The organism is uncultured Ramlibacter sp. (genome assembly GCF_936925435.1).
Classification (GTDB): Bacteria; Pseudomonadota; Gammaproteobacteria; order Burkholderiales; family Burkholderiaceae_C; genus Ramlibacter.
Genome location: NZ_CAKZHQ010000008.1, coordinates 1 through 15,321 on the forward strand (window position 1 = coordinate 1; position 15,321 = coordinate 15,321).

Sequence of the window (15,321 nt, forward strand, 5' to 3'; positions counted from 1 at the left end):
CCGGTGAAACATCGGGCCTCCTGCGGGGATCCAGGGGGTACGGGGGGGCTTGTCCAAGGCGAATGGTCGATAAGGGCTCAGAGATTTTTCTGCCAAAACATTCCCTTCGCTACAACTGCATCCGGTAAAGCCCCGTTTACAACTGTAACGACGGTCTATATGCTGGTGCCGCTGTGTACGCCCGGGCTCTTGGTCACGGGACTTCTTGTGGCCTCTGGGGAAGCCATCGTGAAAACCCGGGTTCAGTCGTTAGCGGTGGCGTGGCTTACATGCCTGGTTGCGGCGGCATCGCCTGGCGTTGCTAACGCCCATTCGGGCGGTCTTAACGGTGAGGGTTGCCACACCAACCGAAAGACAGGGGACTATCACTGCCATCGTGGCGGCGGATCAGCCTCCAGCGCATCCACTGAAAAACCCTCTTCACAGACGACCCGTGAGACGCCTGCGCGTAGCGCCGGGCCCACCTGCTACACAGGCCCCCGTGGGGGCACCTACACGATCACCTCAAGCGGCCGTAAGAACTACAGCGGCTGCTAAGCGGTGCCTGTCATAAAAATTCACAACGAAGCAAGGAGAAGAGGATGGACGAGAAAATTTTCTTTCAGGCCCCCGAAGTGCTAGTGAGCAGCTCGCGCGTCGAAATCAGCGGACAAACGTTCGCCACTCGCAACATTGGCTCAGTCAAGGTCACCGCACCAGGAGTCAGCATCGTCGCGGTACTGATGCTCCTTGTCGGTGCTGCAGCGATGGCAGGCAGCGCTACGGGCGTTGGCCTTTTCTTCCTTGTCGTCGGCGCAATCTGGGCGTATACAACTTGGGCGCGGCGAGAGCTCAAACTCGTCGCGGGCGGCGGCGAAGTTCTGGCACTCAAGACTACTGACCGGAATCACGTCGAGAAGATTCGATCCGCAATCGCAGAAGCGATCTCGGTGCGTTGATCAACCGCGACAACCCTCCTCGGTCGGAAGTCTTTCCATCTCTGCGAAATCTGTGCAAATTCCCAAAGCCCTTTGAACCTCATCTAGAGCACGGCTTCGCAACGCAAGATCAATTGCCCCCTCAGATACTTCCTGAAAAAAGCACCAGTGGGTGATTGTCGGATTCTCACCCCTGATATATGGTCGAGGCTAGGGAATAGAAAAGCACATGGACGATTCAACTACACCAAACACACCGACCTCAGCGGGAGGCATGCCCTCGCTCGTAAAGCACTTCAGTATTGAGGGGCTGTACGGTTATAGGTCCTTGGCACTTGATTCCGAGTTTGCCGCTACTGTCTTGATTGCGAAGAACGGCTCTGGAAAAACCACCCTGCTCGGAGCCCTCGATGCGTTTCTTCAAGGGCAGTTTTCTCGCTTTGCGGGACTCGAATTTTCTGTCATTCGGTGCCGCCTCGCCGGTGTAAGCGACGAGCTTATTTTGTCCCAGAGCGACGTTGAACAACTAGTCACCATACCGGAAGGCACTGAACTTCATGCAGCCGCCGCGTATTACGAAATTGAGCCACATGTATTGCTAGAAGCCCTTCACGACGTTCATCTTCGGACCACTCGCGAGCAATTGGACAACCCCGCTTTTTACAAAATCCACGCGAAACTTGGGTACAACATTGCCAAAGCCAAGGTGGTCGTTGACAAATTGCGCCAGGAGCTTGCTGCACGGTTTCCTACCATTGAGGAGATACGGAAAAAGATTCGCGACACGCTCGGTCCAATTGAAATCGTATATCTCCCCACCTTTCGACGCGTAGAAATGTCGCTGCCGGATATCGACGATGCTCGGACGGGGCGGCGAAAGCTCAGCATGTTGGCGAGACTAGGCCTCTCGAAAAGAGGACTGCATTCTGGGGACATTCAGTTCGGACTGGCCGACATTTCCGAGCGGCTTGCAAAGCTGCATCAAGAAATGCTCTTTCAATCCAATCAAGGATATAGAGAGATCAGTGCAAATATCATCAACGATCTGATTTCGGGAGAGTTCGACAGAGAAAACCCCAGCCTAGATCAGCGGCCGAGCCCAGAAGCCCTCAAGATATTCTTCGAGAGGGTCCAGGAAGGTCGCCAGATGGGTCCTTACGAGGTCATGCAGATTCCCGATGTGGACAGAATCTACAAGGGCACGAATCTGCCGGAAGCATCAGACAAGTTTCTCCAGTACTTTCTGGGAAAACTCAACACTGTGATGAAGAAGACTAGAGGCGTGGAAGATGTGGTTGAAGAGTTCATACGAAACTGCAATCGCTATCTCTCCGCAGACGACGAAAGCGCCACTCTAGAACCCAGCAAGCGGAAGAGCACACGAAACGACGATGACAAGCTCTTGAAGCTAGATCGACGCAGCCTAAAGGTGAGCGTTATAAGTGTGAGTACTCAACGCCCTATTCCCCTTGATGCATTGTCTTCAGGCGAGAAGCAGATGATCTCGCTCTTCGCCAGACTTTATTTGTATCCGACAAAGAAAATTGTCCTAATTGACGAGCCGGAGTTGTCCCTATCTTTGGACTGGCAACGCAAGATACTCGTTGACATCGTCACTGCGCCTTCTTGCGTTCAAGTGATTGCGATTACCCACTCACCCTTTGTCTTCGACAATGATCTTGATCAATTCGCGACATCGCTAAAACTTCGGCTGAACCCAATCGCTTCGCTGGACATCGACGAGGAAGATGGCAATGCATGAGGACCACGCTGCCGAGGCGGAGGATCGGTACTTGAAGGAGATGAAGGAGGCTCGCGACGTCTCCGCTGTGTTTAAGCTCAAGCTAATTTCGCTGCGTGCTTCCGACCCTCAAGTAATCGTATTTGTGTTTGAAGGTGTTGACGACAAAAAGGTCTATTTCCATTGGGTACGAAGAATTTCCCCGGAATTGAGCTACGAGGCATTCGTATGCGGTGGTAAAGGAAAATTACTAAAGTTTCTGGCAACGCTGAGACGCGACAGAAGCAACGCGGCAAGCGGGGTCTACTTCTTCATGGACCGCGATTTTGACGACCATCGTGTGGAGGCACCCGGTCCAGAGCTCTTCATGACGCAAACATACTCATTCGAGAATGCGTTGGTAGGTGAGCAGGTTGTTGATGAACTGCTTAGAGGAGAACTCCACTGCCACGCAGAACCGGCTTGCCGCGCAGACGTAGTTGCCATCTTCCGTACACAGTACGAAGCGTTCTTAGCGTCCACGCGTGATGTCAATTTTCGACTTTTTGTTGCCCGAAAGTTGGGCATTGAAGTAGATACGCTTCCATCCAAAATCAATCTCCTGGCGAAGGTGGAATTGGATAGCGTTGCGCCCAGCGGTGCACCGCTTGATGAGATTGTGCCGCTTGCAACGGAGCCCTCTGAAGAACAAATGATTGAGCGTCGGCCTGAATTCGAGGCACTTGATCCGAGAACTCGTTATCGGGGCAAATACGCTTTGCTCTTCTTTTTGCGCTGGGTGCGACTCCTGATCGCAGATCGCAATGATCCTAATAGCCACTTTTTCGCCGCATTGCAGGGAGGCGAATTCAAGGCTGGGGGTGAGGTTTCTTTAGACATGCTCGCGGTGAAGGCCGACATACCTGCCGGTCTGCAGGCTTTCGTTGGCGCAATCAGTGCGCCACCTGGCTAGCTTCGGGCATCGCGCCGGCGGCCACGGCCTCTTGGTCCGCAAAGCGGGTACCATCAATGGTGTGTCACCGGCTTGTATCACTTGGAGCTTGTGAATTCTCCTAAGCCGTTGATTTCATTGGGTTTTCTCAACCAGTTGGCAGCGGTAAGGCTCGTCAACCTTTCATTCTTTGTGTGGGGCCCGCGCGGCACGCAGCCCCCACACGCCGCAGCCGGACCGAAGTCCGGCGTGCGCTTTCCTCCTCAGCCGTTCTTGCGCTTCCAGCTCGCGTACGCCTCGTCCATGCGCGAGCGGCGGCCAGCGTCGCTGCCATCAGTCTGGCTGGCGGGCGCCGCGCCCATGGAACGCGTGTCACCGGCGCGGACGGCGGCTTTTCCGCTTTCTTCCGGGTGCGTGATGCTGCGCACGCCCTTGGTGAACGTGTGGCCGGCATCGGCAGCAATGCCCTTGGCCTGGCGGCCCGTGTCGCGCGCAGCCTCGCCGACACTCACATTGCCATCGCGGTTCTCGTCGGCCCCGGCGGCTTGGGTCACGAGGGGGGCGCCACAGGCCAGCAGCGCGGCCAGGGCAATGGGGGTGAATTTCTTCATGGCAGTTCTCCTTCAACAAAAGATGTCTTGCCATGACATCCCGATCCGCCGCGCAGCCTTGTCGGACAGGCCCGCGAGGCCGCGTCAGCGTCCTGACCCGGCCTGTTCGGGCCGCTGTGCCTTCCTGGCAACGCCAAAGCTGTGCACAAGGGCACAAGACCCTGCTCCCAACCCAGCCGTCCGCTGCAAGCGCAGGCCGCGTGGCTTAGCATTGGCCCAACACCTGAGCAGTTCGCACCATGACCTTCAGCACCACCATCCACCGGGTCACCGACCGTGTCGAGGTGCGCGTGGCCGGGCCGGCGGCGATCAGGGATTTCGTCGATCTGATCCAGGCCATGGCGCAGGAGACCAGCTACTGGTCCGACACCCGCCTGCTGGTCGACCTGCGCCGGATCGAGGGGCGGCTCAGCCCCGAGGAGCAGGTGTTCATCGGCGAGATGGTGGCGCACAGCCTGTCGCACCTGGACAAGGTGGCCTCGGTGGTCAAGGCCGAGGAGATCACCCGCAACAGCGAACGGGCGGCCCAGGAGCTGGGCGCTCGGCTGCGCGTGTTCGACTCCGAAGACGAAGCCCTGGAGTGGCTGGGCTCGGACTCCGCCATCGCCGGCCTCTACACCCGCGACTCGGTCAAGCCGCCGCCGGTCTGAGCCGCGGCCTCCTCAAAGCCCCAAGTGCGCAAGCGCGCCCAGCGCCGCTTGCCGGCCGCTGGCAAAGCAGGCGGTCAGCAGGTAGCCGCCGGTGGGCGCCTCCCAGTCCAGCATCTCGCCGGCGCAGAACACACCCGGCAGGCTGGTCAGCATCAGGCCCTGGTCCATGGCCTCGAAGCGCACGCCGCCGGCACTGCTGATCGCCTCGTCCACCGGCCTGGCCGCCGCCAGCCTCACCGGCAAGGCCTTGATGGCCGCGGCCAGTTGCGCCGCATCGTGCATGGCTTCGGCGGGCAGCAATTCATGCAGCAAGGCCAGCTTGATGCCCTCGAGCGCCAGGCGGCTTTTCAGGTGGCTGGACAGGGAGCGCGAGCCGCGCGGGTGCGCCACCTCGGCCAGCACCTGGTCGGCGGTCTTGCCCGGCAGCAGGTCGAGCTCGAACACCGCACTGCCCTGCTGCGCGATCGCGTCGCGCAACAGCGCCGAAGCCGCATAGACCAGGCTGCCTTCGACCCCGCCAGCCGTGGCGACGAACTCGCCCTTGCGCCGGAACAGTTCGCTGCCATCGGCCGCGCGCACGGCGATGGCCACCGACTTGAAGGGCTGGCCGGCAAAGCGCTCGCTGAAGTAGGCGCTCCAGCCGCCCTCCACATCGAAGCCGCAGTTGGCCGGCAGCAGCGGGGCCACGTCGACGCCGCGCTCTTGCAGCAGCGGCAGCCAGGCGCCGTCCGATCCCAGCCGGGCCCAGCTGGCGCCGCCCAGCGCCAGCAGCAGCGCATCGCCAGGCCTTGTCACCTCCCCCTGCGGTGTGGCAAAGCGCGGCTGGCTGGCATCGTCCCAGCCGGTCCAGCGGTGCCGCATGTGAAAGCGCACGCCGGCACTGCGCAGGCGCTGCAGCCAGGCGCGCAGCAAGGGCGCGGCCTTCATGTCCTGCGGGAAGACGCGGCCCGAGCTGCCGACGAAGGTGGCGACACCCAGGCCCTGCGCCCATTCGCGCAGCTGCTGCGCGCCGAAGCTGCGCAGCAGCGGCTCGATCTGCGCTTGCCGCGCGCCGTAGCGTGAGACAAAGGCCTCGAAGGGTTCGGAGTGGGTGAGGTTCAGGCCGCCCTTGCCGGCCAGCAGGAACTTGCGGCCGACTGAAGGCATGGCGTCGTACACGTCGACCTGCAGGCCGGCGGCGGACAGCACCTGGGCCGCCATCAGGCCGGCCGGGCCGGCACCGACGATGGCTACGCACTTTGCGCTTGGAGTGCTCATTCGACCTCCACCAGCCGGCCCTGGCCGGTGAGGAAGGCGGCCTTGACCGCCGCGCCAGGATAGGCCAGACCCACGGCCACGCGGTAGCGTCGCATCTGGGCCAGCAAGGCTGCATCGCGCTCGGGCCGCGAGGCCGACTTGTAGTCCAGCACCCACCACTGACCGCCGCGCCGCACCAACCGGTCCAGCCGCAGCAACTCGCCCTCATGGAACAGTTCCACCTCGTTGCCCTGCCAGTCGACCTCGCGCCCATCCCAGGCCCAGGCGCCCTCGCCCGCCAGGATGCGAGAGGCCATGGCTGCGGCCTGCTGCATGGGGCCGGCCTCCAGCTTGAACTCGCGGGCCACACGCTGGAGCTGCGCCTCGGTCCAGGCCGCGCCAGTGCGCGTTTCCAGCAGGCTGTGCATGGCCTGTCCGAACAGGGCCTCGTCGGATGGAATCTCGCTTGCTACTGTTTCAATAGCATCCTGGGCATGTTTCACGGGGGGTAGAGGCACAAAAAGCATTTCAAATGGGGCGCAAGCCTGGGCTTGCGCGGGGTTGGCAGCAGCGGCCGCCGCAGGCTCCAGCGGTGCGCACAGCAGCGCCAGCCGCTGCCACCAGCTGGCTTCGGCCGCGATGTGCGGCTGGACGGAGGACAGTACCAGTTGTTGCCTGGCCCGGGTCATGGCCACGTAAAGCGCGTTGAGTTCCTCGCGCTGGCGCGCCGTACGCTCCACCGCCAGCGCCTCGGCGCTGCAGGCCGGCGGCCGGCTCTCGCTGGCGATGAAGGCAAAGCGCCAGGGCGCGGGTGCCTCGCCCGGCCACTCGACGATCACGCCCATGGTCTCGCTGCGCGCCGGCGGGCCATCGGTGTCCAGCAGCAGGACGATGGGCGCCTCCAGGCCCTTGGCACCGTGCACGGTGAGCAGGCGCACGGCCGCGGCATCGGCCAGCACCGGCGCGCGCACGCCGCCGGCCTTGAGGGCCCGCACGAAGGCATACGGCGTGCCATAGCGCGCGCCATCGACCTGCAGCGCCGCGCCCAGCAGCGCGCGCAGGTTGGCCAGTACCGAGGCACGCAGAGGTGCTGGCGCGGCCTGGGCAAACCGCGCCAGCACATCGCCCTGGTGGTAGACCGCTTCCAGCGCATCGTGCGGCGGCAGCGTGTCGACCAGCTGTTTCCAGCGCAGCAAGATGGCGCCCAGGCCCGCCAGCGCCTCGGGCAATTGCTCGCCCTGCTGCAGCAGCTCGAACCAGGTGGTGGGTCGGTTCTCATGGCGGGCCCGCCGCGCCAGCAGGGCCAGCTGCACCAGGTCGTCGTCGTGGATGCCAAACAGCGGCGACTTCAGGGCGCGTGCCAGCGACAGGTCGTGCGCGGGCGAGACCAGCACGTCCAGCAGTGCGACCAGGTCCTGCACCTCGGGCGCCTCGCCCAGCTCGTTCTTCTCGGGCTGCTGGGCCGGGATGCGCAGCGCGCGCAATTGCTGCTCCATCAGCGCCAGGCGGTCGCGCTTGCGCGCCAGCACCATGAAGTCGCCCGGTTTCGCGCCCTGCGCAATCCGGCCGGCAAGCCACTGCGCGGCCTGGCGGCATTCCAGCGCCACCAGCTTTTCCTCGGGCAGCTCGCGCGGCTGGGTCAGGCTGTCGCGCCAGCCCAGCGGCTCGGGGCCCGCCGGCGCGGCGCGGGGCGCGCGCTCGATTTGCGGCAGGCACTGCACCACGCCGGGCAGCGTCGACTCCGTGGTGTGCGGCCGGAAGCCCTCGTACTGGCCGGCCTCTTGCGCGGCCAGCATCACCTCGTTGACCACGGCCATCAGCTCGGGTGCGTTGCGGTGCGTGTGGTCGCAGCTGAGCAGGTCGCCGCCCAGGCCCTCGACCACGAAGCCTTGGGCGGCGCGAAACACCTGGGGCTCGGCACGGCGGAAGCGGTAAATGCTCTGCTTGGGGTCGCCGACGATGAAAACGCTGGGTGCGTTGCCTGCGCCGGCATAGCCGGACAGCCAGGCGTTGAGCGCCTGCCATTGCAGCGGGTTGGTGTCCTGGAACTCGTCGATCAGCAGGTGGCGGATGCGCGCATCGAGCCGCTCCTGCACCCAGCCCGAGAGCACCGGATCGGACAGCATCACCAGCGCGGCGCGCTCCACGTCGTTCATGTCGACCCAGCCGCGCTCGCGCTTGAGCGCGGCGAATTGCTCCATCAGCAGCCGCGCCAGCCGCGCCATGCGCTGCTGGTGCAGCCAGGCGGCGTGCTGCTCGCCGGCTGCCCCGATGCGCAGCACGAGCTCCTGGGCCTGGCGCACCTGTTCGATGCCGGCGAGCTTGTCGCTGAACTTGCGCGGCTCGCCCTTTTGCGTCAGCAGTGCATCGATCGCGGCCTGCAGCAGGCCATCGCTCAAGGCCTGCTCCAGTTCCACGCCCTTGGCGGAGAAGGTGGTCTGCGAGGCCCGGCCCAACGCGCTGGCCGCCGCGGCCAGGCGCTGCCAGACCGCGCCGCGCGTGCGCAGCAAATCAGCAGGCTCGGCCACACCGGTGAACTCGGGGAAGACCTCGTCCCAGGGCTTGACCGACGCCTGGACCACGCCATGGGCGTCGGCCAGGCCGAACTCCACCCGCTTGGCCAGCGCCGCCAGCAAGCCCTTCTGGGTCATGGAGCGGCCATGCGCTGCCACGCTGGCCTCGAAATCCAATCGCGCCTCGGACTGCGCTGCCACCGCCGTGTGGAAGCGCCGCCAGACCAGGGCAATGGCCTCGCTGTCGTCTTCCAGAAGCTCGTAGTTGGCCGGCAGGCCCAACTGCTCCAGCACCTGCAGCGGCGCGCTGCGCAGCAGGGCGGCAAACCAGCTGTGGAAGGTGCGCACCTGCACAGGCCGGCCGGTGGCGAGCAGGGTCTGGTAGAGGTTTTGTAGCGCTGCAACCAGCTCCGGTGCGGGCTCCGGGCCGATTCCCCTCTGGATCAGGGCCTGGCGCAAGGTCTCGGGCGAGGCCTGGGCGAAGTCCTCCAGCCATTCGTACAGGCGCTGGCGCATCTCGCCGGCCGCCTTCTTGGTGAAGGTGATGGCCAGGATCTCGTGCGGCTTGGCGCCCTCCAGCAGCGCGCGCAGGATGCGCGAGACCAGCATCCAGGTCTTGCCCGCTCCGGCGCAGGCTTCGACGGCCACGCTGCGCCGCGGATCGCAGGCGATGGCATAGAACTGCGCGCGGGCGATGCGCTCGCCGTTGTGTTCGTAGGCAAGCATGTTCATGTGGGCCAGCTGTCCTTGCGGCACAGGCCGCGCGCGGCGCAAAAGTCACAGACCTGGCCTTCGCCCAGCGCCGGCAGGGCCGCGCCGCCCGCGATGCGCTCCAGGTCGTCGAGCAGGCCGTGGACCAGCAGGTCGCGCGCCTCGACCACCTCCTCCTGCTCCACCGTCTTGGTCTCACCGCGCTCGCCCACGTTGACGTAGGCCGCGCGCAGGCTGTCGTCTTCCAGCAGCGCGGCGTAAAAGGCCAGCTGCGTGTCCTCGCCGGGCTGCGCGGCACGCCGGGTGGTCGTGGCCGCGGCCTCGGTCTTGTAGTCCATCACCAGGGCCCGGCCATCGGGCAGGCGGTCGATCCGGTCGATGCGGCCGACCAGCTTGACCGGGCCCAGTTGGACTTCGTGCTCGCTCTCGGCCAGCGCGAACTTCGCGCCCTCTTTGGTCTCGTGGCCTTGCAGCCAGGCCAGGTAGCCTTGGCGCACCTGCGGCCAGGCGGCGGCAAAGGGCAGGAACTCGCCCTCCTCCAGGCCCAGCGTGCGCGTCACCTCGGCGGCCGTGATGTCCAGCCGCCGCTCGCGTTCAGGGCCTGGCGGCTCCCAGCTGTCGCGCATCGATTCATGGAAGGCGCCCAGCACACGGTGCAGCCAGTTGCCGAAGTCGCGCTTGTCCAGCTCGGTGTCGATCTCGTTGCTCTCCTGCAGTCCCAGCTGGCGCAGTGCAAAGAAACGGTAGGGGCAGCGGCGCAGATCCTCGTACGTGCTGGCCGACAGGCTCTCCAGCGGCAGCTTGCTGCCCTGCGGTAGGGGACGCTGCACCGGCTGCACGGCAAGTGCGCGCAGGCCGCGCGGATCTTCTCCAGGCTGGCCCGCGCCTTCGAGCTGCAGCGCCTGGACCAGGGCGCTGGCCAACAGGGGCTCTCCACTCTCGTCGCTGCGCCGCCAGAGCACGTCGGTGTGCGGCGTCTGCAAGGCATGGCGCCAGCCCACGCGCATCTGTTCCTCCAGCGCTTCGCGGGATGGCAGTCCCAGCGCGGCGCGCTGGGCCGCGGTCCAGGGACCGGAGGGTTCGGGCGAAGGCGCGAGCCGCAGCTCGTCGCAGCCGGCCAGCACCAGCGCGCCGGCCACGCGACCCAGCAACTGATGGAAGGGCAGGATCACCACATCTTCCTGGGCCGGATGGGCAGGCTTGAACGTGGCGGCTTCCAGCGCCTCGTTGGCCCAGGCGCTGAAGTCGGCCAGGCCCATGCGGCGCGCCGCCTGCGGCAGCTCCTGCCACTGGGCCTGGCGCCCCGCATGCAGGCCCAGCACCTCCAGCACCTGGGCGCCGGCGGCGTCGCGCTCCAGCGGCTGCCAGCGGCCGCCGGCCTGCAGCAGCTCGCGCAGGGCCTGCAGCCACAGCGGCAGCGGTCGCGCCTTCTGCATGCTGTCGCGCCAGAGTTCAGCCTGTTCCACCAGGGCCGACCAGGGACCCTGGTCCAGCCGGCGCGCCGCGCGCCATTCGCGCAGGCCTTCGCGCCGCACGCGCCGCTCCAGCGCCGCCACCGCGCCCTGCGGCGCAGCGGGCGTGTTCTTCAACCAGTCGATCACCGCGTCGCTGCCCACGTTCCATGCGCAGGCGCGCAACGCACTCATCACGTGCGCGGCCGAGCGTGTGGTCGACAGCTTCCAGCCAGTCTCGTCGCGGATGGCAATGCCGCGCGCGTCCAGCATGGCGCGGATGCGCCGCGTCAGCACACGGTCGATCGCCGCCAGTGCAACCGGCATGTGGCCGGCCTCGATGTGGCGCACCACGCAGGCCGCGGCGCGTTCGGCCTCGTCGGAGGGATCGTCCGCTTCGTGCAATGCAATTTGCCCTGGCGGCGCCGGCAGGTCCAGCGACAGCGAGACAGCCCGCTCGCCCAGCCGTGCCTTCAGGGCCTGGGCCACGGGTTCGGCCTGGAAGCCTTCGAGCACCACCAGCAGGTCCAGTTGCGCCAGGTTCTCATCGCTTAACAGGGCATCGCTGGCATAGGCCGATGCAACAGCCCATTCGACCGCGATGCGCGCCACCGCGGCTTCCAGCGCCAGCGCGGGCGCATCGGCGCCCAGCACAGCGCCGGCGCGCGCCTGGGCAGCCCAGGCCGGTCGCGCTGCAGGCAGCACGCCCGCGGCGACGCCGGCCAGTTGCCACGCAGCCTCCACCAGGCGGCCTCCCAACAGGTCGGCGCGTTCGCCCAGGCCGGCGCGCTCGAGCCAGACGCGCGCCGTCAGCAGATCGCGTCCCATGTCGAAGCTGATGTCGTAGGCACCGGGTGCGAAGCCCATGGCGCCGGCCCAGTTCATGGTGCTTTCGAAGCGCGGCGCAAATCCGTTAGGCACTTCGCGCGCCCACAAACGCCGTGCCAGCGGCATCAACTGGGCGTAGGGAACGAGGACGACGGTGCGCGCGGCATGCGCGCCTCGGGTCTCGATCAGGGTCCGGATCGAGGCTGCCAGGGTTTGCCAAAGACCGATCGCATGATGGTCCGGCGCTATCGCATCCATAGCATCCTGTGGGACGCCCATTGGCAGTGAGGGGACTTGGTTTCTGTCACAATTCCCTCACTGTAGCGGTATCGCCAACTGCCTCCCCAAAGGAACAAACACCATGGCCAGCGAACTCATCAAACACATCTCCGACGCCTCCTTCGAAGCCGACGTCCTGCAGTCCGGCAAGCCGGTCCTGGTGGACTACTGGGCCGAGTGGTGCGGTCCGTGCAAGATGATTGCACCCATCCTCGATGAGGTCTCTGCCACCTACCAGGACAAGCTGCAGGTCGCCAAGATGAACGTCGATGAGAATCGCGACATCCCCGCCAAGTTCGGCATCCGTGGCATCCCCACGCTGATGCTGTTCAAGGACGGCCAGCTGGCCGCCACCAAGGTCGGCGCCATGAGCAAGGCACAGCTGACGGCCTTCATCGACCAGCAACTGGCCTGAACCCTAGGGAAAACGCGGCTGCAACGGCCGCGTTCCCGCACGGGGTTTCTCTGTCATAATCATTTCCAGTTCACCGGTGGCTTGAGGCGGCCGGTTCGAGTTTCAAGCTGCGAGGCACCTGTCTCGCCCCGCAGCAACCCTCCCCCAGACCCAATCTAAAACTCCGCAAGGGGTCATTCCATGCACCTGAACGAACTCAAGGCACTGCACGTGTCGGAAGTGCTCAAGCAAGCCGAAGAGCTTGAGATTGAAAACACCGGCCGCATGCGCAAGCAGGAGCTGATGTTTGCCATCATCAAGAAGCGCGCCCGTGCCGGCGAGCAGGTCTTCGCCGACGGCGTGCTGGAAATCCTGCCCGACGGCTTTGGTTTCCTGCGCAGCCCCGACACCAGCTACACCGCCAGCACCGACGACATCTACATCTCGCCCAGCCAGGTGCGCCGCTTCAACCTGCACACCGGCGACATGATCGAAGGTGAAGTGCGCACGCCAAAGGATGGCGAGCGCTACTTCGCGCTGACCAAGCTGGACAAGGTCAACGACGGCCCGCCCGAGCAGAACAAGCACAAGGTGATGTTCGAGAATCTGACCCCGCTGTTCCCCAAGGAACAGATGAAGCTCGAGCGCGACAACTTCAAGGGTGAAGAGAACATCACCAGCCGCATCATCGACATCATCGCGCCCATCGGCAAAGGCCAGCGCGCCCTGCTGGTGGCGCCGCCCAAGAGCGGCAAGACGGTGATGATGCAGCACATGGCGCATGCCATCGCCGCCAACTACCCCGACAGCTACATGATGGTGTTGCTGGTGGACGAGCGTCCCGAAGAAGTGACGGAAATGCAGCGCTCGGTGAAGGCCGAAGTGATTGCATCGACCTTCGACGAGCCGGCCGCCCGCCATGTCCACGTGGCCGAGATGGTGATCGAGCGCGCCAAGCGCCTGGTCGAACTGAAAAAGGACGTGGTCATCCTGCTGGACTCGATCACCCGTCTGGCCCGCGCCTACAACAACGTCGTGCCCTCCTCGGGCAAGGTGCTGACCGGCGGCGTCGACTCCAACGCCCTGCAGCGGCCCAAGCGCTTCCTGGGCGCGGCCCGCAACGTGGAAGAAGGCGGCTCGCTGACCATCATCGCCACCGCTCTGATCGATACCGGCAGCCGTATGGACGAAGTGATCTTTGAAGAATTCAAGGGCACGGGCAACAGCGAAATTCACCTGGACCGCCGCCTCTACGAAAAGCGCGTCTTCCCTTCGATCCAGCTCAATCGCTCGGGCACCCGTCGCGAAGAGCTTCTGCTGGCCCCCGAGATCCTGCAAAAAACCCGTATCCTGCGCCAGTTCATGTACAACATGGACGAGATCGAGTCCATGGAAATGGTCTTGAAGTCGATGAAGGCCACCAAGAGCAATGTCGAGTTCTTCGACATGATGCGCCGCGGCGGCTAGTACTGTTGGCCCCGCGCTCGCTCACTGCGTGTAGCTCCCTGCCCCCCCGAGGGGGCCGCGTTTTGCCTAGGGGCGGCCCGTCGGCAAAACAGCGACCTCCAGTTCCCTGCGCTCATGGGCGCTGCGGCGCCCGAGTTCGAGCAAGGCCATGAGCTGCACGGCCTGCTCGGGCGGCACGGGGTTCTCGCCCCTGCCCAGGATCGCGTCGCGCACCGCGGCGTAGTACGCCAAGTAGTTGCCCGGCAGGGTCGGCACGCTGCGTAGCCCTGTAGGCAGCGTCAGCAGCCCGTCGCGGTCATCCTTGCCCCACTCTCCCAGAGCTTGCAGCTGCGGCCGGCCGCCGGCCTTGAGCGCATCCTCCTGCACGTCCACCCCACGCTTGCTATAGCTGCCCAGCTTGCCGTGGACCAGGAAGCGGGGCGCCGCTTCGGCGGCGATGGTGGTCGCGTGCAGCACAACGCGCAGGCCGGCGTGCGCCCCCTTGGCGTAGCGCAGCTGCACATGGAAATAGTCTTCGGTGACGGCGCCGTCACGGATCGGCGCCATGTCGGCGCTGATGGCATCGGGCAGGCCGAACAGTTGCAGCGCCTGGTCGGCCAGGTGCGAGCCGAGGTCCGGCCAGATGCCGCCGGCGCCGGGGCGGTCACGCCAGCGCGGCAGCACCTGCGGCCGGTAGCGGTCGAAATGCGATTCGACATACACGACCTGGCCCAGCTCCCCGCCGGCCAGCAGCCGGCGCAGGGTCAGGAAATCACCGTCGAAACGCCGGTTCTGGAAGACCGACAGCACCCGCCGCTGGCTGCCCGCCAACGCGGCCAGGTCCTGGGCCTCGGCCAGGGTCTGGGTGAAGGGCTTGTCGACCACCACATGCTTGCCGGCCAGCAGGGCGGCGCGGGCCATGCTGTGGTGCGAGTCGTTCGGGGTGGCGATCACCACCAGGTCAATGTCGGGCCGCGCGAACAGGGTGTGGGGGTCGGCGTGCACCTCCAGCCCGGGCCAGTCGGCATGGACCTTGGCCGCGTCCGAACTGGCCACGGCGGTCAGTTCCAGGCCCGGCACCCCGGCCAGCACCGGGGCATGGAAGGTCTTGCCCGCAAAGCCGTAGCCAACCACACCGACCCGCAGCGTCTTGTCCGTCATTCCCAGCTCCCGGTTGTTTTTGCAAGTCCTTGATTTTGTGCGATAATTTTGGGCTCTAGCGACAAGTGCCCGGCGAATTCCTCGCCCCGGTGGCTGCCGCAGCGACCCCAAGGAACACACCATGGCCAAAGAAGGCATTCACCCCAATTACCGCGACGTCCTGTTCGTGGACATGTCCAACAATTTCGAGTTCGTGACCCGCTCCTGCGTGAACACCAAGGAAATGGGCAAGACCAAGGACGGCAAGGAATACCCGCTGTTCAAGCTGGACACCTCCAGCGAATCGCACCCGTTCTACACGGGCACCCAGAAGTCGGTCAACGACATGGGCGGCCGCGTCGACAAGTTCTTCAAGAAGTTCGGCAAGTCTGCCGCTGCCAAGGCCGAAGAAGCCGCCAAGGCCGAGGCCGCTGAAGCCAAGTAAGCAGCGCTTTCGCCAGCCAAGGGCAGCC

Annotated in this window: 13 protein-coding genes; 8 read left to right on the forward strand and 5 right to left on the reverse strand. The window is 64.9% G+C overall.

The genetic code is table 11. The annotated features are described in order from the left end of the window. Nucleotides 1-159 precede the first annotated feature (159 nt). From Q0632_RS06910 to Q0632_RS06925, 4 genes are all read left to right on the forward strand, one after another. Nucleotides 160-537, forward strand: coding sequence for a YHYH domain-containing protein (locus tag Q0632_RS06910; RefSeq protein WP_298926409.1), 378 nt, complete (start codon nt 160-162; stop codon nt 535-537). Between the two features lie 44 nt (nt 538-581). Beyond that, entirely contained in the window at nt 582-938 is a 357-nt protein-coding gene (locus Q0632_RS06915) for a DUF6232 family protein (protein ID WP_298926266.1), read from the forward strand. A gap of 208 nt (nt 939-1,146) precedes the next feature. Next, on the forward strand, nt 1,147-2,679 hold the full coding sequence (locus Q0632_RS06920) for an AAA family ATPase (protein ID WP_298926269.1): 1,533 nt from the start codon (nt 1,147-1,149) through the stop codon (nt 2,677-2,679). Beyond that, nucleotides 2,672-3,610, forward strand: coding sequence for a DUF4435 domain-containing protein (locus Q0632_RS06925; RefSeq protein WP_298926272.1), 939 nt, complete (start codon nt 2,672-2,674; stop codon nt 3,608-3,610). Before Q0632_RS06920 ends, Q0632_RS06925 begins: the two co-directional genes overlap by 8 nt. A gap of 242 nt (nt 3,611-3,852) precedes the next feature. On the opposite strand, the gene Q0632_RS06930 is transcribed toward Q0632_RS06925, so the two are convergent. After that, complete coding sequence (locus Q0632_RS06930; protein WP_298926275.1) at nt 3,853-4,200, reverse strand: hypothetical protein; 348 nt, start codon at nt 4,198-4,200, stop codon at nt 3,853-3,855. Nucleotides 4,201-4,439: 239 nt separating this feature from the next. Here Q0632_RS06930 and Q0632_RS06935 point away from each other — a divergent pair, with 239 nt between their 5' ends. Further along, a complete protein-coding gene (locus Q0632_RS06935; protein ID WP_298926278.1) occupies nt 4,440-4,850 on the forward strand; it encodes an STAS/SEC14 domain-containing protein in 411 nt (136 codons plus the stop codon). A gap of 12 nt (nt 4,851-4,862) precedes the next feature. Here Q0632_RS06935 and Q0632_RS06940 read toward each other — a convergent pair whose 3' ends face one another. The 3 genes from Q0632_RS06940 to Q0632_RS06950 are packed head-to-tail and all read right to left on the reverse strand — an operon-like array spanning nt 4,863 to nt 11,847. Next, complete coding sequence (locus tag Q0632_RS06940; RefSeq protein WP_298926281.1) at nt 4,863-6,107, reverse strand: TIGR03862 family flavoprotein; 1,245 nt, start codon at nt 6,105-6,107, stop codon at nt 4,863-4,865. Next, a complete protein-coding gene (locus Q0632_RS06945) occupies nt 6,104-9,331 on the reverse strand; it encodes an exodeoxyribonuclease V subunit beta (protein WP_298926284.1) in 3,228 nt (1,075 codons plus the stop codon). The genes Q0632_RS06940 and Q0632_RS06945 overlap by 4 nt, the downstream gene beginning before the upstream one ends. Further along, nucleotides 9,328-11,847 carry a PD-(D/E)XK nuclease family protein gene (locus tag Q0632_RS06950; RefSeq protein WP_298926287.1) on the reverse strand — a complete coding sequence of 840 codons (2,520 nt, stop codon included), beginning with the start codon at nt 11,845-11,847 and terminating at the stop codon, nt 9,328-9,330. Before Q0632_RS06950 ends, Q0632_RS06945 begins: the two co-directional genes overlap by 4 nt. A gap of 103 nt (nt 11,848-11,950) precedes the next feature. On the opposite strand from Q0632_RS06950, the gene trxA reads away from it, so the two are divergent. Together trxA and rho are read left to right on the forward strand one after the other, a co-directional pair. Continuing rightward, on the forward strand, nt 11,951-12,283 hold the full coding sequence (gene trxA / locus Q0632_RS06955; RefSeq protein WP_298926290.1) for a thioredoxin TrxA: 333 nt from the start codon (nt 11,951-11,953) through the stop codon (nt 12,281-12,283). A gap of 180 nt (nt 12,284-12,463) precedes the next feature. Beyond that, complete coding sequence (gene rho, locus Q0632_RS06960; RefSeq protein ID WP_298926293.1) at nt 12,464-13,729, forward strand: transcription termination factor Rho; 1,266 nt, start codon at nt 12,464-12,466, stop codon at nt 13,727-13,729. 66 nt (nt 13,730-13,795) lie between these two features. On the opposite strand, the gene Q0632_RS06965 is transcribed toward rho, so the two are convergent. Next, nucleotides 13,796-14,869 (reverse strand): oxidoreductase, encoded by a 1,074-nt coding sequence (locus Q0632_RS06965; RefSeq protein WP_298926296.1) that lies wholly within the window; start codon nt 14,867-14,869, stop codon nt 13,796-13,798. Between the two features lie 121 nt (nt 14,870-14,990). Here Q0632_RS06965 and Q0632_RS06970 point away from each other — a divergent pair, with 121 nt between their 5' ends. Continuing rightward, nucleotides 14,991-15,293 (forward strand): type B 50S ribosomal protein L31, encoded by a 303-nt coding sequence (locus tag Q0632_RS06970; RefSeq protein ID WP_298926299.1) that lies wholly within the window; start codon nt 14,991-14,993, stop codon nt 15,291-15,293. The last annotated feature ends 28 nt before the right edge of the window (nt 15,294-15,321 follow it).